We start from the raw sequence: 23,230 nt of genomic DNA on the forward strand, positions 1-23,230 counted from the left end.
GTAGTGCAATTCGTAGTAAGGATCAGAGCACCAATTAGTGAAGCATAGAATTGATATGATTAGCCATTTGTAAGCTATTGAAGTTATCAATGAAAGTAGGATTAAGTTTAATTTTACAACTATGGGTTCGGCTAAATTAATATGGGCAAATAATCTAAGGGCATTGGCTACCATTGCGGTCATTGTGCTTCATGTAGCTTCCACCATTTCGTCTTTATATCCTGCTATTTCAAAGTCTTACTTTTTGACCAGTATTTTTATTGACTCTTCTGTGCGATGGGGTGTACCAGTCTTTATTATGCTTAGCGGCTCGTTTGCACTGGAGAATTATGATAACCGCCTGAAGAGCTTTTTTGCAAAAATGTTTCACCGCATTGTACTGCCTTTCCTTTTCTGGAGCGTTGTGTATCTTTTCTTTTTTTCCTGGAAGGAACTGACCGACCCGGCTAAAAGTATTGGTCAACTACTGGCCTTTACAGGCAACCAATTTTTATCCGGCACCGCTTCACACTTGTGGTTTGTGTACGTTATTGTGAGCATGTACCTGGTATTTCCTTTTCTATCAAAATGGACAAAGGTTGCTACAGAAAAAGAGTATATCTACTTTTTTGTGCTCTGGCTTTTCTTCTTATTAATTGACCCATATTTGTCTGATTACGATATTAATTTCAGCTATAACTTTTTTACTGGTTTTATAGGTTATATCGTGCTTGGCAATTATCTTTTTAAAACCACCCGAAAATTTAACCAGCTGCTGCTGATCTCACTTTTCCTGACAGGATTTTTGTACACGGCCATCCGTACTTATTTTGCTTCGGTAGAAGAAAATGAAATCAACGAGCTTTTTATGGACAATCTTTCGTTGAATGTTTGTGTAATGTCTTTTTGTGTTTATTTAATTTGCAGGCAAAGAAATTATACCCTCCATTCAACCTGGCAAAGGGCGGTTGATATTATATGTAAGTATAGCTATGGTATTTATCTTTCCCACCTGCTTATTTTAAACATTTTTTTGCGGCTCGGATTAAAGTTTGATTTCCTTCATCCCATAATAAGCATCCCCTTAATAACTGTTACCTGCCTGGTTATTTCATGCGGGTTAATAATGGGAATGAAAAAAATACCGGTCTTAAAAAAATTGGCGGGTTAAAGTGTTGAGCTGGTAACCCATCTGTTGGCTGGTACAGGGCTGGCTGGGGGCCAATGATCAGCGAAACCGCCTTTTTTATAAAAGATGGTTTGGGTCGTTTAATATCCATTTTACTTTGAGGCATCAACCCGCAATTGACGACGAACGCTGAAGTCTATTCTTCAATTATTTCGTCAGCATTATCTGTTGTTCTGTTCTCAATAAAATCAACAATTCGTTTTCTTTCTCCTAAAAATAGTAGCCCGATAATAATTTTTGCGGCGGAAAAAATCATGTAGGAAGAGTCTCGCTTTACTGGGTTGTATTTTGAACTACTCTGACTGAAATACACATATAATTGTCTGCAAAAATTGGGGATTTCATCCGTTAGAATGACGCCCCCTATTACTATCAGCGCAATAGTAAATATTGCTGTACTTGAAATGCCTTTTATGAATTCGTCCGGACTATCAGACGAAAGCGCTTCTTCTGAAAATCCCTGATCAAGCTTAAGCATATCAATAAATTTATTGGTTTTAAACAGCAGTTGCATAACGAGCAGAGTATACAATGAAAGAATAAATATTGAAACAAGAAAAGTTACAATAATGGGCCCTGCGTCTGAGCTGACAAAATATCTAAAAATAGAAGTAACAAGCTGCGGAATGGTATTGATAATTTCCCGTAAAAAAAAGAGCCCGAATATTTTCAGGATAACGTTGAATAATTTTCTCGGATTCATAAGGAAAGCTGTTTAATTATTTTACGGGTAATATGCATGTTGCTGATATAATAATAAGCTATTTCTTTTATCCGATCTGCTATTTACCCAAAATAAATTGCTTATCCTCTTTTCATTTGCCAGATTTCTGCTATGGAGATTTATGTTGTTTTCTACAGGACGACAACATAATAATTAACAAATACATTGCCTTATGATTCCATCTGAGCCTGTGTTGTAGTTTATTCTTTTGTTGTTGGATACTAACGTCCGGGATATGCGCAAAAAAGAAAACAATAGGCTAAATTATTCTACAAACAGCGGCGAAACTATTCTGCCAGCAGCGGCGTGTGCGAAGTTTTATTGACATGAAATCCCGGTCAGTATCATTGCGTCATTGAACTTAAGAGCGGCCAAGTCTTTCAAAACATCGTTGTTGGTCTTATTGACCAACAACCGCAGCATTGTATTTTAGTAATGTGTAAACATGGCAGGCTTATCGATCCCTGTATTATAAAATGGGCTGACGAATAATAATAATATTCTTCCGGGAAACTGCATAGCCGGACTTCACCGGTTCCAATATATGTATTCAAGCTTCTGCACAAAAAACAGCATGGGAGTACAACTCAATACCTAAAGTTTTATGGGGTGTGCTTCGGTTGTTGGTCAATAAGACCAACAATGGCCTCCCTGATAGTTGGCTATTTTAAAGACATACCAACTGAAGCCTGGAGATCCATGCTTGCACAAAACTATATTACCTTGTTTACCGCTGCTTAAGTGAACTTTACCTTAAGCTGATTTACCTGTCAAGAAACGAAATAAGTTTATTCATCAGTGAAACTCTTTTATTTGTAAACCCATGATCTGTTTCCCAAACCTGGTAATCGAAAAACGAACCATGTTGCTCTTTGATTGAATCAGCAATTGCTTTGTTGCCTGTATGCTCATCCAGCATTATGAGTTGTTTGGCGCTTAAAGCCTTTGCATTCCTTTCCAGTTGGTAATAAGAAATTGCTTTGAATGCAGGAAGAAAAATATCCATCGCTGTTGCGTTGAGCACAAAATAATCAGGGAAGATTTTAGGGTTTTTCACCAACGTCGCCAGTTGCTTTTCATTTTGGATATTTTTCAAATCACCGGCTATATTCCACGTTGATAGTGCGAAGCCTTTTTTAATTTGGGGCAATTGCTGCAATGCTTTAAGGCAAACCCATCCGCCCATACTATGACCAAACAATACAATATTGGTTGTATCAATTTTTAAAGAGTCCTGGTATTTGTTGCAGAAGGCAACCACATTGCCTACATCTTCCACACAATTTTTAAAACTAAATTTACCCTGGCTGCCCCATGCACCCCTGTAATTAAAATAGAGCACGTTCCATCCATGTGCTCTTACAACTTGTGCCAGGTCAAGATTTCTTTCATTGCCCGGAAAGCCATGAAGCAAAATTAACGTGGGATGTTTTTCATGGCCGTTTGGTCTGTAAATAAACCCAGCCAGCATCGAGCCGGCAGAGGGAATAAATAATTCTGTTGAACCTGCAGGATTGGCTTTGTCCCATTGCAAATCTTTCAATACAATGCTGTCTGATTGTGCAGAAGCATTGATTATAGAGAAAAGGAAAAAGGCAAAGAAGTAGTGTTTTATAAATCGGGGCATATTGTACATTTTAGCGGGATGATGAAAAATGGCACACTACTCAAATATATAGGCTGTAAGCTGCAATGCCAAATGTCCTTACCGGAAACGAATAAAGCTGTCGTTGTTTTTGCAAGGCTGGCAGCAAAAAAAAGACTGCCATGCATGATGGAGTTTTAAGGAAGCAACCACAGTATTGCTGGTAAATAATAGTCCTGCCGTTTATATACCAACACCGGGTTTCATTCGTTATTCATCCGGCATCCCTTCGTTATATCTACGTTGGCTAACGTAGATATAACGTACTTGTACAAAACAATACAGCTCCAAAAGGAGAAGGAGACATAAAGGGTCACAATACATTTACCAATAAAATCAATCCGTATGGCTTTACAAATGGAGACCTATCTCAGTGGGCCGGATGAACAATGTGGTGTTCTTTAAAAGGGCGGGAACTTATATGGCAAGGTCACTGCCTGCTACCGTAAAACTATCTGCTGCTACCAAAGTATGCAACGGTAATTTCGGCATCGCTTCGGCCTGCGGAAAAAGCCTGCGGCAATTGCTGCTGCCGGTACTGCCCTTTCCCAAAGACAGGCGGATGCAGATCCGGTTTTCGGGCGCTATTGCAAAGTGGCTGGGTGCTGCCAATGCTGCTACCCTCCCCCCTGTCACTGCTATTCCTTTTGTAAACCAATTCCGCTTTACGGATTGCCCGGGTGTTGCCGAAAGGTGGAAACTGGGTTTACTGGTGGAACAGCCTGCTGCCAATACAATCACCCTGCATATCCCTGCCTTTATACCAAAACAAACCATTACTGCTCCTGAACATACGGTGGCCGTTACCTGTACCATTACCGTCGCAGGTTCTATGCTAATGGGAGCTGCGCCAACGGGCAGCCACTCCACAACGATGGAGATTGCCTATACGGATACGTTGATTCCTGCACAGACGATGCAGTGGACGCTTCCGGCTCCTGCCGGTACGGTGATCCTTGTTGCGGTGGCGTTGCGTTACCGGCTGGCCGGTGGCGGGTATTGCAGTGCCCCGGCATTTTTACCGGCTTCGGTTATTGATGCCCGTTATTGCTGAGTGTTAGGTTGTTGCTGAAGATAACTCTCGTTATCGTTGGTATCCCGTACTATCGGCTTTAAAACTTTTGGCGACGGCATCGCTGGTATTTGGCTACTTCAAAAAACATATTAACTGAAGCCAGGTGAATAAAAGCCTGAGCGGCTACATTAAATTATTTACCAATAGCGGCGAAAGGTGCCATGCACTGGAACGAAGCCTGGACAAGCAGCGTAGCTTTCCCGTCCGGCTGTTCTTATTCTCTGAATAACATACCATCTCAAAAAACCGCATGTATTAGTAACAAATGTATACCAGACAGAAGTCCGGTGTATGATGGATCAAAAGCAACATCTTTTTTTACAACGTAGCTATATGCTTTGTCTTTATAGTGTTTACCTAATAAACACCTGTCTTATCGTTTCCCCATTTCCACCACCACCCCTTTCACGGTACAATTCACCTCCGGTTTCTTTTGCGCCGTGCGGTATTTTGACAAATTGATCAGCAGCACGCTTGTAAGAATTACCACGAGGCCGGTGATCTGCAGCGGGCTCATGTGTTCGTTGGCGAAGAATACGCCGAGCAATACAGCTACCACAGGGTTTACGTATGCATAGGTACTAACCTGTGTGGCAGACCGCACCTGCAGCAACCATACATAGGCACTGTACCCTACCAGTGAGCCCATAATGATTAAATATACCAGTGCAAACCAGGAATCTGCTGTTACGGCCTGCCATTGAAAACCACTCCATTCATGCCCTAAAAAAATACCCGGAATAAAAGCCAGGCCTGCTGCCAGCATCTGCCAGGCTGAACTGATGGTAGCCGTAGTGTTGGAGTTGTATTTGGAATACAAAGAGCCGCCTGCCCAGCTCATACTGCCAATAACAATCACCACCAAACCAACAATGGCCTTGCTGCTGTCGGGAGAAGCAAAAGCTTTGGTAACATTTTCGCTGAACAATAAGATAACACCCGCAAAGCCGATCACCAGCCCGGTTAATACAGAGCGGTTGCTAAAGTTCTCTTTCCACTTTGGTCTGTCGAGCAACACAAACCACAAAGGCGAAGAAGATACAAGCACCGCTACCAAAGAACTTGGCAACGTTTTTTCAGCCCATATAACAGCGCCATTACCTACCAGCAGCAGCAGCAAACCACTGATGATGGCGGGCTTTATCTGCTGCCAGGTGCCCATGCGTTCTCCCTTTATCAAACTCCACCCCATCAGTAAAGAACCGGCTATCAAAAAACGGATGGCGCCCAGCATCATCGGCGGAATGTGCAGCACCGCTTTGCGGATAAAAAAATAGGTAGATCCCCACACCAGGTAAACCGTAGCAAAGGCAATTACTACCAGCAGTGTAGAAACTTCTTTTTTTGAACTGGTTGGCATGGCTTATTTTTTTGGAATGATTAGTTGTTGTTGCTCCTTTACGGTTTCCAACACAATCACCGATTTAGTGGATGCGATGTTGGGTATTTTCTGAAAGGAGTTGCGCATTAAATTCATCAGCGATGCGGCGTCTGCTATCCGCACTTTTACCAGGAAACAATCTTCGCCGGCAATATGGTGCACTTCCTGTACCTCCGGAATTTTTGAAAGGGCCTGTGCCGTTTGACTGCTGCAGGTAAATCCTTCTGCCGAACGGATAAAAATAAATGCCAGCAGTTTCTGGTTCAGGGCAGCGGGATCAATCCGCGTGGTATACTGAAGAATCACTTTTTTCTGCTCCAGCTTTTTAACCCGTTCCAGCATGGCCGAAGGCGCCATCTTAAGTTCCCGTGCAAGGTCGGCATTGGAGATCCTGGAATTGTCCTGCATCAGTTTTAAGATGTTTAAATCCGTACTGTCTAAGATAAGTTCCATATTTGAATGTTTCTGTAAATGTACTATAATTCAGAATTAAATTCTAAAAAAAAAATACTTACCGAACAAAAGACTGAATATTTCCACATTTATGAATTTTTTTTTCTTGTAGTGATCTGTATGGCCTGAATAATTGCAGTAGCAGAGCTTCAAAACGTCCTCATTTTATATCCCTTTAGAGAGACAAGGCGAAACGATTTATATCAGCTGTAGTATGTATAAAAAATCCGGCAAAAAATAAATTACAACAGCCGGTATACCCGGTTCAAAGTATTGGTGAAACAGTATGCAGCTGTTACAGGCGGATTTTGTTAACGATAGCGCAACAAATATTTTCAATACATTTAGAAGTGTTAAAACAATCATCCATCCAGGTTTTATTATTACCGGTATCACGCGGCATACTTATACCAAATTGCTAAAACAATAAACATGAAACAGTCAATAAAAATAGTTCCGTTATGTGCATTTGCCATCGCAATTTTGCTGATGGCTTCCTGTAATAGTGGCACCAGGCCATCTGCCATCGTTGAAAACAAAAAAGATACCCTTGCCTGTTCCCCCGAAAGCAGTAAACTTGATACCGCTAAAATTGCTGCAGTTACCGGCATGAAGGGCACAGTAAAAAATGGTGAATATAAAATTACTGTTCCGCAAAATGACCTGCATATTATAGTAGATGGTTTTAAAATAATCCCCCCCATGGGATTGGGTACATGGATAGCGTTTACCCCCTGCGGGGATAGTGTAATGATGATGGGAGATATTATCTTATCTGAAAACGATGTAGCACCGGTACAGCAGGAAGTAATCAGGCAGGGGCTTTCCATCACCGCAATTCACAATCACTTTGTACGCAACCGGCCTAATGTAATGTATATGCATATTGGTGGCTTTGGCAATGCTGCAACTCTTGCAGCCAATGCAAAAGCTGTTTTAGACAAGGTAAGCCAGTCAAGAGGCGCAGATCCCAAAGCAGCCAAAGCTGACAGTGTAGTAAATACTTTAAATATCCCCATGCTGGATTCTTTGATGGGACATAAAGGAGAAATGAGCAAAGGCGTGTACAAATACACCATTGGCAGGCCCGATGTAATGCTGAGGGAGCATGGTGTTCCTATCAGCAGCTTTATGGGTTTCAATACCTGGGCTGCATGGCAGGGTACTGCTGACAGAGCCGCAGTTGCCGGGGATTTTACCATGCTGATGGATGAGGTGCAACCAGTAATTAAAACACTTATTGAAAATGGAATTGAGGTAGTAGCTGTTCATAATCACATGGTACATGAAGAACCAAAAATTTTCTTTCTGCATTACTGGGGTGTTGGCCCTGTTGAAAAGCTGGCAAAAGGATTAAAAGCTGCCTTAGACAAAACTGGAAAAGGTATGGGGCATTAAAATGTAGCAGAATGAGTCAATTAAAAAGTTATTGTATTGCTATTATACTGGTTGTTTTTTGTTTGGAAGGCTGCAACGCACAGTCTTCCAAACAGAGCCAGGCACTTCAACTGATTACATCCGTTGCTTTGCCCGGTGTAGCCGGCAGGATTGATCATCTTGCATTTGACAGTGCTAACGGACATATTTTTATAGCCGCACTCGGAAATAACAGTGTAGAGGTGGTGGACTTAAGAACAAACAAAATTATTCATAGCATTACCGGTTTAAGTGAGCCGCAGGGGATCGCTTTTATCCCCGGGAAAAACATGCTGTTTGTGGCAAATGGTGGTAACGGCGTATGTGCTATTTTTAACACAGCAACTTATCAGAAAATAACGTCGGTTCAATTACCAGGCGATGCCGATAATGTGCGCTATGATGCCGTAAACAAAAAAATTTATGTTGGTTATGGTGAAGGAGGTATTGCAGTTATTGACGCAGCTACATTAAGACAGGTTGCAGATGTAAAGCTACAGGGGCATCCTGAATCATTTCAACTGGATATTGCAGCAAAGAAAATCTATGTAAACGTACCCGGCAAACAACAGGTTGAAGTGATCGGTTTGGAAAAGCAGGTGGTAACAGACAGATGGAAGTTGACAGCTGCTAAATCGAATTTCCCGATGGCATTAGATGTTACCAGCCACCGGCTATTTATTGGCTGCAGGCACCCTGCAAAATTGCTGGTACTGGATGCTGATTCAGGAAAACTGATTACAGCTTTTGATACCGATAGTGATGTGGATGATATTTTTTACAACCCAAAAAATGGAAGTATTTATTTTAGTTGTGGTGGTGGTTACATTGATATTTTTAAGCAGGAAACTCCCAACACTTATACTTTAGTTGAGAAGATACCTTCCCGGTCAGGGGCAAGAACCTCGCTCTTTCTTCCGCAATCAAACCGGTTAATAGTTGCCAGGCCAAAAAGTTTTAACAGTGACGCAGCATTATTGGTTTATGGTATAAAAAATTGAGCTGGTATCTGGAAGCATCAGTACTCGCTGAACTATCTTCTTTAAGCGTGAACGCTATGAATAAAAATAGTAGTACTTCATTTGCAAACAGTTTTGTCTATTAACTGAGCGGGATAGCACGCAATACCTGTAACCTAAATAAACGCAGGCTGGCCTTGTACAATCTACTCCACCGTTTGCACTTTGTGCAGGTCGAAATATTACTTATTGCTTATTTTTCCGGCTGGTTTTCTTGTATCAGGGGCAGGTACCGTTTTTTGTTATCGTACATTATCCAAATTAATATCGCAAAGAGAATGATTGAAACAGGTAAACCGCTGGTATCCTGCACTATGGTAGTCAAAAATATTCCTGCCATCACAGGGAAAATAATCAAAGCCCCCAGGGCTCTTGTTCGTGGAATGATTATTAAGATGCCGCCAAGGATTTCTGCAACTCCAATCAGCGGCATAAGCCAGCCAATTGCTGCCACTGCAGCCATCGCTTTTAAAAATTTAGCAGGTAAATTTTCCGGTGCGGGCATATAATTAAAAAATTTGCTAAGCCCGGCATTTATAAACACCAGGCCAAACAACAGAGACACTATAAACAATAATTTAGTTTTCACTGTACTTTTCATTTTAATAAATTTATAAGTAAGGTATTGCCCACCTGGTAACTTAATGGGATGAAAATACAACACTTTCAAACGATGTAAACCTGCTCATCACAAGGGATTTGATTCATGCCATCCCGGTGTACGCAGATAACCTGCTCTACTCCTCTCCCAGCCCCAACCGCATTTCTATTAAATTTTTAGCAAAGCCCATTTTTTCATACGCTTTGATGGCGGGCTGGTTATCAAAATATACTTCTAAGCGCAACTCTGTAATTTGCCGCGATAATGCCCAATTTTTCAGTGCTTCCAGTATAAGGGCATTTACGCCCCTGCCCCTGTATCCGGGCACTGTATACATAAACCCAAGGTAAGCGTGCTGCACATGCCTGTAAAACAGTTTCGACTTTTCAATACGGGCGTAACCGGACGCGATGAGTTGATTATCAACTACAGCAACCACCAGTTCTGCATCCTCCCCGGCTATCAGTTGCTGCAAATTGTAGTATTGAATGGGATCATCTTTTAAGGTAATATCAAAGGGACGTTCCGCACTAATAACCCCTTGTTCAAACTGCAGCAGTGTTTCCATATCTTCCTGCCTGGCTTTTCTTATTGTTATTTGTTCCATGAGTTATAGTAAAATAATTTTTGCAAACTTAGCATTTTTCGCAGGGCCAATACATTGCGTTGTCATCAATCAATATGCGCAACTGGTTACAAATAAATAAATAAAAATATCCCCGGTGGTTACATTTCGGTTTTTCCGCATTGTATAAACCGATTTCCCGATTTTGAAAGCCCTGCCCTTTTTGTTTGATTTCCTTTGCATTCTATTCTAACAATATAAACTGATCATGAACATACAACTAACTGCGATTTTCTTTTTTCTGTTTTGCAGCGCCGCCTGCGTACAAACAGCAACTGCACAAACAGGCACCGTACAGGGCCGGGTTATAACAAGCGATGGACAACCTGCCAACAGTGTAACCATCACTGTAAAGAATACTGTAAAAGCTACACAGTCTGGCACAGACGGTAAATTTATACTGCGCAAAATAAATGCAGGAGAGCAAATACTCGTTGTTTCTTTTGTGGGTTTGAAAACACAGGAAACGTCCATAACAGTAACAGCTGATCAAATAAGTGAGGTGAATGTGACGCTGGATGAAAGCATGAAAAAGATGGATGAAGTAATTATCAACAGCAACCGTACCCAGAATCATAAAACACTTTCTTCTGCCAAATCGTTGCTTGGGAACATGGATCTGCCGCAAACTGTTGGGTCTGTAAGCAACACGGTTATCAGCGATCAGCAAGCAACCCGGGTAGGCGATATTGTAAGAAATGTAAGCGGCGTGTCCATTACACAAACCAGGCTGGGCGTTAATGAAACTTATACCGCACGTGGCTACAGCATTGGTATTAATGGCGGCGCAGGCAGCATTTTAAAAAATGGATTGGTAAGTAATATCGCCGGTATGCCGGAAGCTGCCACGCTGGAAAGTGTGGAAGTAATGAAGGGCAGCAGTGCTATGTTGTATGGCAATGTATCCGGTGGATTGATTGTAAACCTGGTAACAAAGAAACCAAAGTTTGAATATGGAGGCGAAGTAAAAATGCAGGTGGGCAGCAACAGCCAGTACAAACCGATTGTTGATGTGTATGGTCCCATTTTTAAAAACCTTGCTTTCAGAATGGTGGGAACGTATGAAAATGACCGCAGCTTCCGAGACGTGGTAAAAACCAAACGCACTTATTTTAATCCGTCTTTTTTATACAATATTGGCAAAAAAACAACGCTACTGGTACAGGGCGATTACCTGGATGCAAAGCTTACCCCAGACTTCGGCATTGGTACGCTGGACAGTGGACGCGTACTGCCTTCCAACGTTCCTGTTTCCAGATTTATCAATGTGCTTTGGGCGTATAACAATGTAAAACAGCAGTCCGGCGCTTTTAATGTAAACCACACTTTTAATGACAGCTGGCAACTCGCTTTCAGCGGATCGGTACAAAAAACGGATGTCAATTCTTTTGGCGCAGGCCTGCCCAATGTAGTGAGCAAAACAGGCGACTGGAACCGCACACTGGCAAGAGCGCACAGCATTGAAAAAGACTATACAACCCAGGTAAACCTGAACGGGAAATTTACAACCGGTAAAATTTTGCACCAGGTTTTGGTGGGTACTGACTTTACAAGAGTTGAAACTCAAACAGATGCTTTTAAAATCACCAGTAACGGAACGGTTGTTACCACTTACGATAAAATAAATATACTCGACCCCAGCCTTTATACCCGCCGCAACGATATTCCCGATGCGGCCGTTACCACCGCTACCACTGCTCCCAGTAACCGTGTTGGTATTTATGTACAGGATTTTGTAAACCTTACAGATAAAATAAAATTGCTGGCAGGTGTAAGATGGAGCTACCAGGAAACGGTACAGACCAGCATCTTCACCACAGCTACGCAAGCCACTACAAAAGGCGCTGCAGCAACAGCCAACAACCAGGCCTTCTCGCCCAAACTGGCCATTGTGTATCAGCCAACCAAAACAACTTCTGTATTCGGCAGCTACTCCAATAATTTCACCATCAATACTGGTACGGATATTTACAGCCAGTTGCTGAAACCTTCTATCGTTGACCAATATGAAGTGGGTGTTAAAAACAATTTCCTGAATGACAAACTTTCTGTCAACTTCAGCATGTATAAAATCATCAACAGCAACCTGGCACAGCAGGCAGAATTTAAAGCAGACGGCACATTGAATTCGGACGCTACTGTAAAAGAACTGAAAGGACAGACAACCAGCGACGGACTTGAACTGGATGTGAACGGCACCATTTCAAAAAACATTTATTTTATTGCAGGCTATGGTTATAACAACATGCGTTTTACAAAAACATCCGGCGCTAAGGGATCTAATATTGAAGGCGAACAGGTGGTAATCAATCCGCACCATACCGCTAACTTCACTGCGTTTTATACTTTTAAGAAAACCGCAGTAAAAGGTTTAAAACTGGGCATTACCGGCTTTTACACCGGTGATCGTTTGGGTGGTTACAACAATACCATCGGGCAGGTACAGCTGGGAAGCAGACTATTACCGCTACAGGGATTTACAACGGTTGACCTTTCCGCAGGATACAGCATTAAAAAATTATCACTGCAATGCAAACTGGCCAACGTATTTAATAAAGTAAATTACCTGGTGCATGATAATTACAGCATTACGCCTATCACGCCGAGGCAGGTAGTTGCTACCGTGGGATATAAATTTTAGTTGCACAGCACGACTATTTTTTTAAAGCTGGCATCCCCAATTTATATGGGGGTGCTTTTTTATATATCTGCAAATAAAAATAACTACACAGCGATGGTATGGATAGTATGTTCAATCATTACTTAACAACCTGGTTGCCGGAGGTAGTTGTAATAAGAATTTTTAACGGAGGTTAATTGCCTGAACGCCGCAATAAATTAACGCCAATAAAATAAGGCATTATAAAAGGGATGGCAGGAATGGACACTGCATAACCGGCGGTAACGAATGGTTCGGGGCAACAGGTAGATAAGAGAACGATAACAAAAGCAAGTACGCTAACAGCAACATAAATTCTTGCCGGTATTTTGTTGAACAAGCCCGCACGATTTAATGATATGGCAAAAGCTGCAGTGGCTAAATAAGTAAGCGCTACTTCAACAACCGAGATCATGCTAAACAAACCCCTGACAGGCTTATACCATTCAGGCATTTTTTCTGAACCTGATGCCGCTAAAATGTTGAATGCAGCCGTTAAAAAATATCCCCAGAAAATCATATTGATGATAAAGAGCGGAATAAAAATAAGGATGGCAACAAAACCAAGTTGCGAATAAAAATGCTCTCCCCTCTTTTTCAATTTATCCCGAACCACGGCAACTCCAAACACGATAAAAATACCGGCAACAATCAAGATAGAATATCTTACCTGCTGTTCAACAGCCGTGGCTGTCCATTCAGTTGCTGTTGAAGGAGGTGGCCCGAAGCCAAAGAAAATAGAAACCAGTATCCAGGGTACAATTAAAAAGAATGCACCCAAGGCCAACTCTCTTTTTTCAGCATCGGCATTTCTTACAACATTCAGCCCCAGCACCCAGGCGGCGGTTATCATCAGGCAAACATTGATGATCCAAACCGGCAGGTAAATGGTGTAGCTTATATGCCCAACGCCAAAGCCCAGTATCGCAGTTACCAACGGCACAAGCGAAAGATAAAAAAGGCTTAGTTTTTTTGAAATGCTGGTTTGCATCTGCAGGCGTTTGAATGAAACTATTATTCCTCTCCCGGCTGTTTCAATTTCCAGCCTGTTTTTGCTTTTTCAGCTTCTACCATTTTCTTTACATCTGCCAGCAGCTTTTTAGCATCGTACACAATGCCGTCTTTAATGGTATATTTGATTCCGCCTGCCCTTACTACTTTATTATCAGCTGTAACCTTAATGGTTCCTGTGCCATACAGTACCTGTAAATTTTCCAGCGGGTTAACATCAATGATCACCATGTCGGCCAGTTTGCCCACTTCTACTGAGCCTAAATCTTTTTCTGCACCCAGTGCCTGTGCAGCATACAGGGTGGCTGAACGAATTACTTCCAGCGGATGAAAGCCTGCTTCACGCAGCATCTCCAACTCCCTGATATAACCAAACCCATACGTTTCATAAATAAAACCATCATCGCTTCCGGCAGTAACCCTGCCGCCACGGTTTTTATATTCATTTACAAAAGTCATCCACAGGCGGTAATTTTCTTTCCACGCAATTTCATCTTCTGTTCCCCAATGCAGCCAGAAAGAACCATGCGATTCCCGGCTGGGTTCATAAAATTTCCATAAGGAAGGCAGGGTATAATTGTCGTGCCACTCCAGTCTTCTTGCACGCTGCAAATCCCGGGTAGCATCGTAAATATTAAACGTTGGATCCAGTGTAAAATCCAGCGCAATCAACTCATTCATCACCTTGTTCCATTTATCACTGAAAGGTGGTGCTGCCTGTTTCCATAGCCTGCCAGCTTCCCCAAAGCGATCGGCTTCATTGGCGTAATTATAATTGAGCGAATAGTTCTGGATCGTTTTATCATCAAACATCGCTTCGGGTAAACCATACCAGTGTTCCATTGACGTTAATCCTGCCCGTGCAGAGTTCAGCACATTCCAACGGGCCACATCCATTTGTGCATGGTGACAGGCGCTGCGCAAACCCAGTCTTTTATTTTCCCTTAATGCGGCATCCATTATTTGCGGTGCTGCGCCAAAAAACTTTACGCCGTCGGCTCCTTTCTTTTGATTTTCTCTAACCCAGTTAATGGCCTGCTCGGGCGTACTGATAGGCTGTTTGGCTCCCTGTCCAAAAAAGGAGTAGGCATAAATACGGGGCGCAGTGATTTTATTTTCAGCACTTAATTTTTTTTCATCCAGCACCCATTCAAGACCGTTGCCGCTTCCCGGTTCCCGAATCGTGGTAATGCCATGGGCCATCCATAATTTAAACACATATTCGGCTGGCGTGCCCTGTTCCGTGCCACCAATATGACCATGCATATCAATAAAGCCGGGTAACAAATACATACCTTCTGCCTGTATCTCTTTACCACCTTCTTTCAGTTGCGGACGGCGTTTTGGATCGATGGAAACGCCCGGTGCGCCTACATTCGAGACGTTTACAATGCGGTTGTTCTCTACAACGATATCGACCGGGCCGATGGGGGGTGCGCCCGTGCTGTTGATTAAGGTAACGCCGCGGATAATCAGTTGCGGCCATGGCCCCTCACCCTCTTTCACCAAAGGTGCCTTGGCTATTTGTGCAGTTACCGCATTAAAAATTATTGCTGAAAAAATAAGCAGAAAGGTTGAACGCATAAGGAGTAGTTGAATACGTAATTTACAAAGTTTTGTTTAGTGAAAATTAAATCGCGTACAGACGGGCCACGATAGTCCGCGAGTATCTGCATGTTGAAGTAGTGCGTTTTAACAGTGTTTGAGGAAATAATGATGCCTGGTTTCGAAATTAAAATTTGCTTATTGATAAGAGCGGCTAACCAGGACCTACAAAGTGCTTGATATTATCAGCCCTATTTTTAATATTGGAAATCACTTTCTATTCATTCATCTTTCTCCACTCCAAAGTATCTGCTGTTATTTTAATCACCAGTAATTTTAACCTGGCTTGCAGTTGCATCTTCTTGTTTACCATCTTTAGTACATGAATAAATCACACATAGAAAGGACTTGGTTGAAAAGATAAATCTCATTAGATGAAAGTAAAAGCCGTGGTGTTAGATTGAAGCCCTGGTGAAAATTTGTATCAATTTATAATTGCGAGACCCTCTCTATCCCATTCTTAATTCCGCTAATTATCATCTTTCCATAACCATCATCTGGCAGCTTACCAGAAAATAAGGATGCTAATTGATAGTTTTCTTTCGCTTTGTCAAAATCCCTTAAATCTTCATAACATTTAGCGACGTTGAGGTAAAGAGAAGGATAGTTTGCCTGCATTGTTTTCTCCCCTATTTTCAATGCTGCTTGTAAAGCAATTTCGTCCCACTTCAATTTGTCCGCAACAGTTTGTTGATGTCTTGCAACATAATGAGCAGAAATAAATTTTTCAAAGTCAGTTGCAGCTGCTTGCCAGGCCAGCAGGAATAGTTTATGGGCTTCTTCTGTTTCACCTTTTCCCTCCAGTTCCATGCCTTGTGCGCAAAGCTTAACAATGCTGTTATCAGGATCAAAATTCACTCCTTCTCATTTTTTAATTCAACATAATATGCATGTTTATATCCATGCGCACTACACACTAAGCACAGGCAGAACAAACTTAAAACATCTTTAACCCAAAAGAAATCAGATATCAAAAAATCAGCCTTCCGACATCCGGCTCTATTGCTCAAACCGCAACCAATCCAGTGCAAACATATCATGGTTGGGCTCTGTATCTTTTTTAAACACAAAGTACAAATCATGTATACCGCCGGGATCATTAACAGTGGCGCTTACCTGTTTAAACTTGTTCCAGCCGCCGGTTTGCTGGTAATTCAATGTGCTGACTACAGGGCCTTTTATGGAATCAATATGCACTTCGATGGTTGCGTCTATTTTTTCGGATGAATAATAATAGGCTATGTTTTTGATGCCTTTCAGATCAATACCTTTTAGTACGAAATAAGATTTGTTGTGAATGCTCCCGAGCATCTTATCATCCCGTTGTATGCGGTTAATTACATCCGCATCTTCTGCCTGTATGGTGGGCTGCCTTAGCACAAGTTGTTTGCTGGTTGTTAATGGCACAACACCATTGCCGCCATCTGTGTAAGCGGCCGTCAAAGCCCAGGTGCCGCCTGTTGCACCCACAGGTTGTTTCAATAATGCAGTGCCTGTTGCTGCCAGGCTATCCTGCGTTTTTTGCTGCGCCAGGGAAAGAATATATTTTACAATGATAGTGGCATTGTCTTTACTTAACTGAGGGTGTGCATTCATATAGTGATCGTTTCCCCATACGCCGGCCCCGCCTGTAATGATCTTACCGGCAAGCCTTGCTATCTCCCCTGGTTTGTTGCTATATTTTGCTGCTATAGCCGTAAATGCCGGTCCAACAACGGTGTGGTCCACCGTATGGCAAGCCTTACAATCGGCGGAAGCTATCAACGCTTTACCCGGCATTACCCAGGTACCCTTACCCTGCACGGTTTTAAATGATCCCTGCTCTTTGGGTATATAATCCAGTTTAACATGAATGCGACCCGGATCGATCGTTGCATCTTCTTTATCTTTCACTTCCACTGCATAACCCAATGTGGCATCACCAAAATAAAACGAACTGTTACCTGTTGTATTGATGGCTACTTCGGGCATGGTGTTACCTGCTTTAATTTCCAACGTGTCAACTGAACTTAGTCCGGAGGGATCGGTTACTTTTAAGGTTACTTTATATACGCCTTTATTGCTGAAAGTATATGTTGGGTTTGCCTCTGTTGAACCTGCTTTATTGCCTTCGAATGTCCATTCATATTTCAGCTGATCGTCTTCATCATAATCATAACTATTGCTGCTGCTAAAATCAACTTTTAACGGAGCAATGCCAATGCTATCCTTCACGCTGATTTTTGCCACAGGTGCACGGTTACCGGCATTGTAATCAATGCGTACCAGTCTTGCATCATCATTGTCTGCCCCATACACGGCGCCATATTCAAGCACATACATAATCCCTTCCGGCGTAATATCCATATCAATGGGCCGTCTGAAATCTCCTGTCAGCGGCATAAATGCTTCCATGCGTTTATAATTTTCATTCTCATCAAAACGCAATGCGAATACCCAGTTACGCATCCAGTCCATTACAAACAGACTGTTATCATAATATTCCGGTATACTGTTCTTCTTTGCAAGACTTTTATTGTAATGATAGAAGTATCCTGCGATGGCTGTTCTGCCGCCTTCGCCCAGGTCCGGAAACTCGGGTGATACCGGGTAAGGATACCAGACCATTGCTTTAGTGGGTGCCGGCAATTTTTTGATACCTGTATTGTTGGGAGAATTGTTTTCCGGCCCGTTGATATCAAAGGACTGGCCGATGACGTGAGTAGCAAAATCAGAATCATGATAGGCTTTGCTGTCGCCTACAAAATAAGGCCAGCCAAAGTTGCCTGCTTTTTTTGCCTGGTTAAATTCATCATACCCACGCGGATCATATTTGGAATCCTCGCCCGCATCCGGACCAACTTCGCCCCAATACAAAGTTGATGTAGCCTGGTTAACCGTTATCCGGTAAGGGTTACGACAACCCATTGTATAAATCTCCGGTCTCGTACCTGCTGTTCCTTTTGCAAATAAATTGCCATCCGGTATGGTGTAAGATCCATCTGCTTCCGGGTGAATGCGGATTACTTTACCCCGCAGATCATTGGTGTTACCTGCAGACCGTTGTGCATCAAATGTAAGCCTGCCTGGTCTTTCATCCAGCGGCGCATAGCCATTCGATTCAAAAGGCACCGTGTTATCACCGGTGGAGATGAACAGGTTGTTGTTTTTATCCCATGCAAGTGAACCGCCTGTATGAGCGCTTACTTCGGGGTCAATCGGCACCTGGATGATTACTTTTTCAGAAGCCAGGTCAATAGAATCTTCTGTGATCATTTTGAACCTGGAAATATTCTGATGCGTGGGTGTGGGCAATGAATCCGGTGAATAGAAAAAGTAAACATATTTATTGGCTGCAAAATCCGGGTCAATCGTCATACCCAGCAAGCCATTGCCAAAAGCCTTTTTGGTATCGGGCAATACTTTGAATTTATGAATGAGTTTGGTGATATTATCCGCCGGTTTGTATGCATAAAAATTGCCGGAGCGTTCAACGATATATACTACGCCGGTTGGTGTAACGGCAATTTCCATCGGCTCATTTAAATCGTTGGTGAGGACCGTTTTTGTAAAGCGATTTTCTTCCGGTGTTTTGGGTGCATAGGCTTTTGAATAATCCAGTTTGGCAGAATCGGCACCCATGGCATATTGTATTCCGTTTGCCAGGTGTTGCAGAAACAACGGCTCGCTGTAGCTTTCAGAGGTATGCCCGCCACCGGTATAAAATGCACGGCCTCCATCAAAATTATGGTACCAGGCGATGGGATGATCTTTACCGTTCTCGCCACCTTCATAAGTGTCTTCATCCAGTGTAGCTACTACCTTCAGGTCAGCATTGATATTTTTATAATTGTACCATTCATCGGTACGTTCCCATTTTGCAGGCAGGCCTTTGGTGGCTATAAAGCCCGTGTCCGTAACATTCACGGTAGCTTTTCTTACGTTCGGGTTGCCGGGGTGACTTTTAAAATAAGCACCTACTAATTTATTATACCATGCCCAGTTGTACTCCGCATCTGCTGCTGCATGTATACCCATAAAACCTCCACCAGCCTGTATATAACGCTGCAATGCTACCTGCTCATCACTGTTAAGGATGTTGCCGGTTGTGCTTAAAAAAATAACAGCTTTATATTGCTTAAGGTCAGCATCTGTAAATACTTTTGAACTGGAATCTACGTCCACACCAAAATTATTATCCTTGCCCATTTTTTGTATGGCGGCAATACCTGCAGGAATGGATTCGTGGTGATAGCCTTTTGTTTTGGTAAACAATAATACTTTACGGGCGTTGGAATCTTTGGTACTACAGCTGTTAAAGAATAACACAACAGCAACAAGTGAAAGGCAACTGGCAAGCTTTTTCATCTGAATGTTTAAAGAGTAATTAATTTACCCGAAAGATATTGTAAAATGTTTAATTGACGGTTATGTAATTACGACTTTCAACTTTCACTTATACGATTCTATACAGGAAGTAAACTATATTTTAAGAGCCTATACTTGGTGGATGATTGGCTTCAACAATGCGCAAAATATTTTCAGTAGTTCCATCCACCTCTTTAATAAACCTAACCAAATTCTGTCCGGACTTTCTTATACAGGTTCAACTCTTTCAACCATTCATATTCAATTGCAGAACACTGTAAAAAAGTCTTATGCCAACATGGCGGCATATTACCCGCTGATGTATAAAAACAGGTTGATTGAAAAAGCGAATATTGTTACAAATGGCAAAGGAGCATTTTCTGTAAATGTTGGCGCCATTGCAACAGACAACAGGAAGGACGCTGTAGTAGAAATTAAAGCAGGCAGTTACCAGAAATTGCTGCGCCTGCCTTCTTTACACACCACACCTTATAACATCACTACATTCATCAACATTTTTTCATAGGTTTATGCAACGAAATAAATAACGTATTGCACCGCCCGCAATGATAGTAAAACCAATTAACGAAAACATATGAAAAGAAGAAACTTTATAAAAAATGTTGCCACTGTTTCGGCCTTCTCTATTTTAAAACCATCAATTGTTTTTGGTACAAGGGCCAACTCAGCTATCCGGATAGGTATCATTGGCTGTGGCAACAGGGGTACTGCCGTCCTCTCCTCTATGATCGCCAATACGAACAGCAGTGTTGTAGCCATGGCAGACATTTTTGACGACCAGTTGCAAAAAGCCATCCCGGTTTTCAATGGCCTGAACACAGCTAAAAATGCTGCTGCAATACCGGCAGCCAATATCTACCAGGGATCAAAAGCATACCTGAAATTACTGGAGAATAAAGACGTGGATGCTGTACAAATCTCTACCCCGGCCTACAGCCATGTGGGCTTCCTGGAAGCGGCTGTTATGGCGGGTAAACATGTGTATTGCGAAAAGCCCGTGGCACCCGATGTAGCAGGATGCAGAAGGGCCATTCAGCTGGGTGAAAAATTAAACGGAAAACAAAGTGTGGTCATTGGTTTCCAGATCCGCCACGCAAGTGCGTATGCAGAAATGGTCAACAGGATACAGCGGGGCGATATTGGAGAACTGATTACCGTGCAGCTATATTATCTTTCCTCTTCTGTACCCATCATTACACGTAACAATGTATCCGATGATGAAATACGCATCCGCAATCATTTTTATTTCAATGCAATGTCTGGTGGTATATTGTTAGACCAGGGCATTCACATACTGGATATTTGCAACTGGGCATTACAGGGGCTTCCTTTAAATGCCATCGGCAGGGGCAACACAAGAGCCCGTACCGAAATCGGTGATACCTATAGTAATTACCAGGTAGTGTATCAATATCCCAACAATGTAAACGTCAGTATCCACACCACACAACTGGGCCACCAGTTTGGCGATGTTTGCTGCAGGTTTGTCGGCACCAACGGCATTGCGGAAGCACATTACAGTGGCGGTGTATTTATCAACGGAGATAACAAGTGGGACTCCGGCATCGCAAGAAGTGAAAGTGCAATAACACCGCAGCAGCAGGCTGCCGGCGTATTTTTGTCTTCGCTGCATGATGCGGATGCCAATAAGGAAAAGGCCTTTATCAGCAGTATCGAAACGGGCAATTACCTCAATGGAATACGGTCAGGTGCAGAGTCTACCTTAACTGCTATATTGGGCAGGGAAGCTGCTGTTACACGACAAACAAAAACATGGGATGAAGTATATCGCTCCAATCAAAAGATTGATCCCAAACTTAATTTGGCACAGTTTGATAAATAACAACCGGTTGTATATTGGCAAGAAACACGGCAGTAGATTGAAATATTATTTATACTTACGCTCATCAAGCCTGAAAAAACGTACCGCATTATTAAAAAAAATGTCCCGCTTTTGATCGAAAGACAAATAGTCTGCATTTTCAATTACACCAATGGAAGTTTCCAGCAGCTTTGGCCATACCATCAGGTCTGTTCCATACATGATCCTTTTTCCAAAGCCAGCCTGCACCAGCCGTTTGATATAATCGTTAACTTCTGCCAAAGGATAACTCCATATCATACCTGCCACGTCAACATATACATAAGCATTGGCACCCATTAGAGCAATCATCTCATCAATCATCGGGTAACCGGCATGCATTACCCATACTTTTAATTTAGGATGGCGCGCCAGCAGGTCTTCAAGCAGCAACGGATTGCCCATAGATCCCCTGTATTTTGGAGAAGTAATATTCGCCATGCCATTACCGCCGGTACCCAGGTGTATGCCAACCGGGATATTTAATTTTTCAGCGGCAGCAAAATAGCCATCCAGTGAAGTATCGCTGGGCGACATGCCTCCGTACTGCGGAGCCACTTCGCCCATCACTTTATAAAAACCAGCCGACAAAGAATCCGTAAAAGCCACCACCGTCATGTCTTTAGATGAACTGATGCCAATGCTGGGAATCACCCTGCCTGGTGCAGCTGCTTTTTGCCAGTTGCGGATAACTGCTGCATCGCCACTTGCAATAATGGTCATGTTCAGCCGGTTCATGGTGGCTACTAATGCATCCTGAAATTCCTTATCGCTTTTTGCAGCTTTGAGTGGTTGAGCGCAATCCGTATTTATAAAAGCCGGTGCTGGCTGGTTGGGGTCTCCACCGGGCATATTACTTAAAAACCATGGACACATATCCGCAGCAAAGGCCGGATTCACTTTCATTGCATGTACATGCACATCAATAATAGGAAGATGCTTTTTTGATGAATCCTGGCCATAACTATTAGAACCAATCAGCAGGAGCAACACAAGGCATTGTAGTGGCAATAATCGTTTCAACATATTTTTTTATTACAGCGTTTGGTTTTGAGTGTATGATATAAAGGTAATTTCTTTTTATGCAGTAAATTGTAAGTGCTGATCTTTCATTTCGGGCAGTGCTTTCTGCATGCTTGTTCTTTTAGTCTGACCACTGCGGTGGTTGGATACTATGAGATAAGTTCCTCTACAAATTTTTCAGGATCATCTGGAGTGAAAATAATGTTTTTGTTATCGATGGTTTTAACTAAAACAGGCTTGTCTATCCGGGTTGCATACCAGGTCATACGGCCTAAAGAAAAGTTTGCAAAATTCCCGTAGTACCCAAATAAACCGCCAACGCCAGATGTTCTTATTGCACCCTTTATTTTGTCTTTCTCTATTAATGCTACACTTTTTATATCGGCTCTTTTTATATGAACATTCAAAAGTGGCCTGCCAATAATTAGTTCATCCTTTGTTACAACATAGTTAACAGGTCTGAATGCAAATGCCAGTAAATAGATAAGAAGGCAGGTAATCGCAGCATAAAATGGAACTGCATGGCCTGCGTCTTTGATTATAGAATATTGAGCAATAATGATACCTGCGAAAAGAATGGTCACTCCTATTGTTAT

The 23,230-nt window shown here is 42.4% G+C and carries 19 protein-coding genes; 7 read left to right on the top strand and 12 right to left on the bottom strand.

The window, feature by feature from the left end:
• Positions 1 to 121: 121 nt before the first annotated feature.
• Entirely contained in the window at positions 122 to 1,150 is a 1,029-nt protein-coding gene (locus JWR61_RS08015; RefSeq protein ID WP_301927321.1) for an acyltransferase, read from the top strand.
• 154 nt (positions 1,151 to 1,304) lie between these two features.
• Here the strand turns inward: JWR61_RS08015 and JWR61_RS08020 are convergent, their stop codons facing one another.
• Both JWR61_RS08020 and JWR61_RS08025 read right to left on the bottom strand, forming a co-directional pair.
• The gene (locus tag JWR61_RS08020) at positions 1,305 to 1,871 is read right to left on the bottom strand and encodes a hypothetical protein (protein ID WP_301927322.1); all 567 of its coding nucleotides are present in this window, start codon (positions 1,869 to 1,871) and stop codon (positions 1,305 to 1,307) included.
• Positions 1,872 to 2,655: 784 nt separating this feature from the next.
• Positions 2,656 to 3,519: a S9 family peptidase gene (locus JWR61_RS08025; RefSeq protein ID WP_301927323.1), complete on the bottom strand. Its 864-nt coding sequence runs from the start codon at positions 3,517 to 3,519 to the stop codon at positions 2,656 to 2,658.
• 439 nt (positions 3,520 to 3,958) lie between these two features.
• On the opposite strand from JWR61_RS08025, the gene JWR61_RS08030 reads away from it, so the two are divergent.
• On the top strand, positions 3,959 to 4,591 hold the full coding sequence (locus tag JWR61_RS08030; RefSeq protein WP_301927324.1) for a hypothetical protein: 633 nt from the start codon (positions 3,959 to 3,961) through the stop codon (positions 4,589 to 4,591).
• Between the two features lie 394 nt (positions 4,592 to 4,985).
• Here the strand turns inward: JWR61_RS08030 and JWR61_RS08035 are convergent, their stop codons facing one another.
• Both JWR61_RS08035 and JWR61_RS08040 read right to left on the bottom strand, forming a co-directional pair.
• On the bottom strand, positions 4,986 to 5,972 hold the full coding sequence (locus JWR61_RS08035) for an EamA family transporter (protein WP_301927325.1): 987 nt from the start codon (positions 5,970 to 5,972) through the stop codon (positions 4,986 to 4,988).
• A gap of 3 nt (positions 5,973 to 5,975) precedes the next feature.
• Complete coding sequence (locus JWR61_RS08040; RefSeq protein WP_290338781.1) at positions 5,976 to 6,446, bottom strand: Lrp/AsnC family transcriptional regulator; 471 nt, start codon at positions 6,444 to 6,446, stop codon at positions 5,976 to 5,978.
• A 432-nt stretch (positions 6,447 to 6,878) separates the two neighbouring features.
• Between JWR61_RS08040 and JWR61_RS08045 the strand changes: the two genes are divergently transcribed.
• Both JWR61_RS08045 and JWR61_RS08050 read left to right on the top strand, forming a co-directional pair.
• A complete protein-coding gene (locus JWR61_RS08045; RefSeq protein WP_301927326.1) occupies positions 6,879 to 7,844 on the top strand; it encodes a DUF1259 domain-containing protein in 966 nt (321 codons plus the stop codon).
• Positions 7,845 to 7,855: 11 nt separating this feature from the next.
• Positions 7,856 to 8,863, top strand: coding sequence for a YncE family protein (locus JWR61_RS08050; protein WP_301927327.1), 1,008 nt, complete (start codon positions 7,856 to 7,858; stop codon positions 8,861 to 8,863).
• Positions 8,864 to 9,074: 211 nt separating this feature from the next.
• Here JWR61_RS08050 and JWR61_RS08055 read toward each other — a convergent pair whose 3' ends face one another.
• Positions 9,075 to 9,482: a DoxX family protein gene (locus tag JWR61_RS08055; RefSeq protein WP_301927328.1), complete on the bottom strand. Its 408-nt coding sequence runs from the start codon at positions 9,480 to 9,482 to the stop codon at positions 9,075 to 9,077.
• 136 nt (positions 9,483 to 9,618) lie between these two features.
• Positions 9,619 to 10,089 (bottom strand): GNAT family N-acetyltransferase, encoded by a 471-nt coding sequence (locus JWR61_RS08060; protein ID WP_301927329.1) that lies wholly within the window; start codon positions 10,087 to 10,089, stop codon positions 9,619 to 9,621.
• 226 nt (positions 10,090 to 10,315) lie between these two features.
• Here JWR61_RS08060 and JWR61_RS08065 point away from each other — a divergent pair, with 226 nt between their 5' ends.
• On the top strand, positions 10,316 to 12,748 hold the full coding sequence (locus JWR61_RS08065) for a TonB-dependent receptor (RefSeq protein ID WP_301927330.1): 2,433 nt from the start codon (positions 10,316 to 10,318) through the stop codon (positions 12,746 to 12,748).
• Positions 12,749 to 12,920: 172 nt separating this feature from the next.
• Here JWR61_RS08065 and JWR61_RS08070 read toward each other — a convergent pair whose 3' ends face one another.
• The 4 genes from JWR61_RS08070 to JWR61_RS08085 all read right to left on the bottom strand — a co-directional run bounded on the left by JWR61_RS08070 (position 12,921) and on the right by JWR61_RS08085 (position 19,729).
• Entirely contained in the window at positions 12,921 to 13,757 is an 837-nt protein-coding gene (locus JWR61_RS08070) for a hypothetical protein (protein WP_301927331.1), read from the bottom strand.
• Positions 13,758 to 13,780: 23 nt separating this feature from the next.
• Positions 13,781 to 15,361 carry an amidohydrolase family protein gene (locus JWR61_RS08075; RefSeq protein WP_301927332.1) on the bottom strand — a complete coding sequence of 527 codons (1,581 nt, stop codon included), beginning with the start codon at positions 15,359 to 15,361 and terminating at the stop codon, positions 13,781 to 13,783.
• Between the two features lie 450 nt (positions 15,362 to 15,811).
• On the bottom strand, positions 15,812 to 16,240 hold the full coding sequence (locus JWR61_RS08080) for an rRNA adenine methyltransferase (protein ID WP_301927333.1): 429 nt from the start codon (positions 16,238 to 16,240) through the stop codon (positions 15,812 to 15,814).
• A gap of 141 nt (positions 16,241 to 16,381) precedes the next feature.
• Positions 16,382 to 19,729: a ThuA domain-containing protein gene (locus JWR61_RS08085; RefSeq protein WP_301927334.1), complete on the bottom strand. Its 3,348-nt coding sequence runs from the start codon at positions 19,727 to 19,729 to the stop codon at positions 16,382 to 16,384.
• A 142-nt stretch (positions 19,730 to 19,871) separates the two neighbouring features.
• Between JWR61_RS08085 and JWR61_RS08090 the strand changes: the two genes are divergently transcribed.
• A complete protein-coding gene (locus JWR61_RS08090; RefSeq protein ID WP_301927335.1) occupies positions 19,872 to 20,255 on the top strand; it encodes a hypothetical protein in 384 nt (127 codons plus the stop codon).
• Between the two features lie 69 nt (positions 20,256 to 20,324).
• On the top strand, positions 20,325 to 21,593 hold the full coding sequence (locus JWR61_RS08095; protein WP_301927336.1) for a Gfo/Idh/MocA family protein: 1,269 nt from the start codon (positions 20,325 to 20,327) through the stop codon (positions 21,591 to 21,593).
• A 45-nt stretch (positions 21,594 to 21,638) separates the two neighbouring features.
• On the opposite strand, the gene JWR61_RS08100 is transcribed toward JWR61_RS08095, so the two are convergent.
• Both JWR61_RS08100 and JWR61_RS08105 read right to left on the bottom strand, forming a co-directional pair.
• Entirely contained in the window at positions 21,639 to 22,637 is a 999-nt protein-coding gene (locus tag JWR61_RS08100) for an amidohydrolase family protein (RefSeq protein WP_301927337.1), read from the bottom strand.
• Between the two features lie 146 nt (positions 22,638 to 22,783).
• Positions 22,784 to 23,230, bottom strand: a 447-nt coding sequence (locus tag JWR61_RS08105; RefSeq protein WP_301927338.1) for a PH domain-containing protein, incomplete at its 5' end; no start/stop codon positions are given.

It is taken from the genome of Ferruginibacter sp., from assembly GCF_028288465.1.
Lineage (GTDB): Bacteria > Bacteroidota > Bacteroidia > Chitinophagales > Chitinophagaceae > Ferruginibacter.

Coding starts and splice junctions, on each gene's coding strand:
- JWR61_RS08015 (WP_301927321.1), top strand. CDS start 122: ATGGGTTCGGCTAAATTAATATGGGCAAATAATCTAAGGGCATTGGCT.
- JWR61_RS08020 (WP_301927322.1), bottom strand. CDS start 1,871: ATGAATCCGAGAAAATTATTCAACGTTATCCTGAAAATATTCGGGCTC.
- JWR61_RS08025 (WP_301927323.1), bottom strand. CDS start 3,519: ATGCCCCGATTTATAAAACACTACTTCTTTGCCTTTTTCCTTTTCTCT.
- JWR61_RS08030 (WP_301927324.1), top strand. CDS start 3,959: ATGGCAAGGTCACTGCCTGCTACCGTAAAACTATCTGCTGCTACCAAA.
- JWR61_RS08035 (WP_301927325.1), bottom strand. CDS start 5,972: ATGCCAACCAGTTCAAAAAAAGAAGTTTCTACACTGCTGGTAGTAATT.
- JWR61_RS08040 (WP_290338781.1), bottom strand. CDS start 6,446: ATGGAACTTATCTTAGACAGTACGGATTTAAACATCTTAAAACTGATG.
- JWR61_RS08045 (WP_301927326.1), top strand. CDS start 6,879: ATGAAACAGTCAATAAAAATAGTTCCGTTATGTGCATTTGCCATCGCA.
- JWR61_RS08050 (WP_301927327.1), top strand. CDS start 7,856: ATGAGTCAATTAAAAAGTTATTGTATTGCTATTATACTGGTTGTTTTT.
- JWR61_RS08055 (WP_301927328.1), bottom strand. CDS start 9,482: ATGAAAAGTACAGTGAAAACTAAATTATTGTTTATAGTGTCTCTGTTG.
- JWR61_RS08060 (WP_301927329.1), bottom strand. CDS start 10,089: ATGGAACAAATAACAATAAGAAAAGCCAGGCAGGAAGATATGGAAACA.
- JWR61_RS08065 (WP_301927330.1), top strand. CDS start 10,316: ATGAACATACAACTAACTGCGATTTTCTTTTTTCTGTTTTGCAGCGCC.
- JWR61_RS08070 (WP_301927331.1), bottom strand. CDS start 13,757: ATGCAAACCAGCATTTCAAAAAAACTAAGCCTTTTTTATCTTTCGCTT.
- JWR61_RS08075 (WP_301927332.1), bottom strand. CDS start 15,361: ATGCGTTCAACCTTTCTGCTTATTTTTTCAGCAATAATTTTTAATGCG.
- JWR61_RS08085 (WP_301927334.1), bottom strand. CDS start 19,729: ATGAAAAAGCTTGCCAGTTGCCTTTCACTTGTTGCTGTTGTGTTATTC.
- JWR61_RS08090 (WP_301927335.1), top strand. CDS start 19,872: ATGATTGGCTTCAACAATGCGCAAAATATTTTCAGTAGTTCCATCCAC.
- JWR61_RS08095 (WP_301927336.1), top strand. CDS start 20,325: ATGAAAAGAAGAAACTTTATAAAAAATGTTGCCACTGTTTCGGCCTTC.
- JWR61_RS08100 (WP_301927337.1), bottom strand. CDS start 22,637: ATGTTGAAACGATTATTGCCACTACAATGCCTTGTGTTGCTCCTGCTG.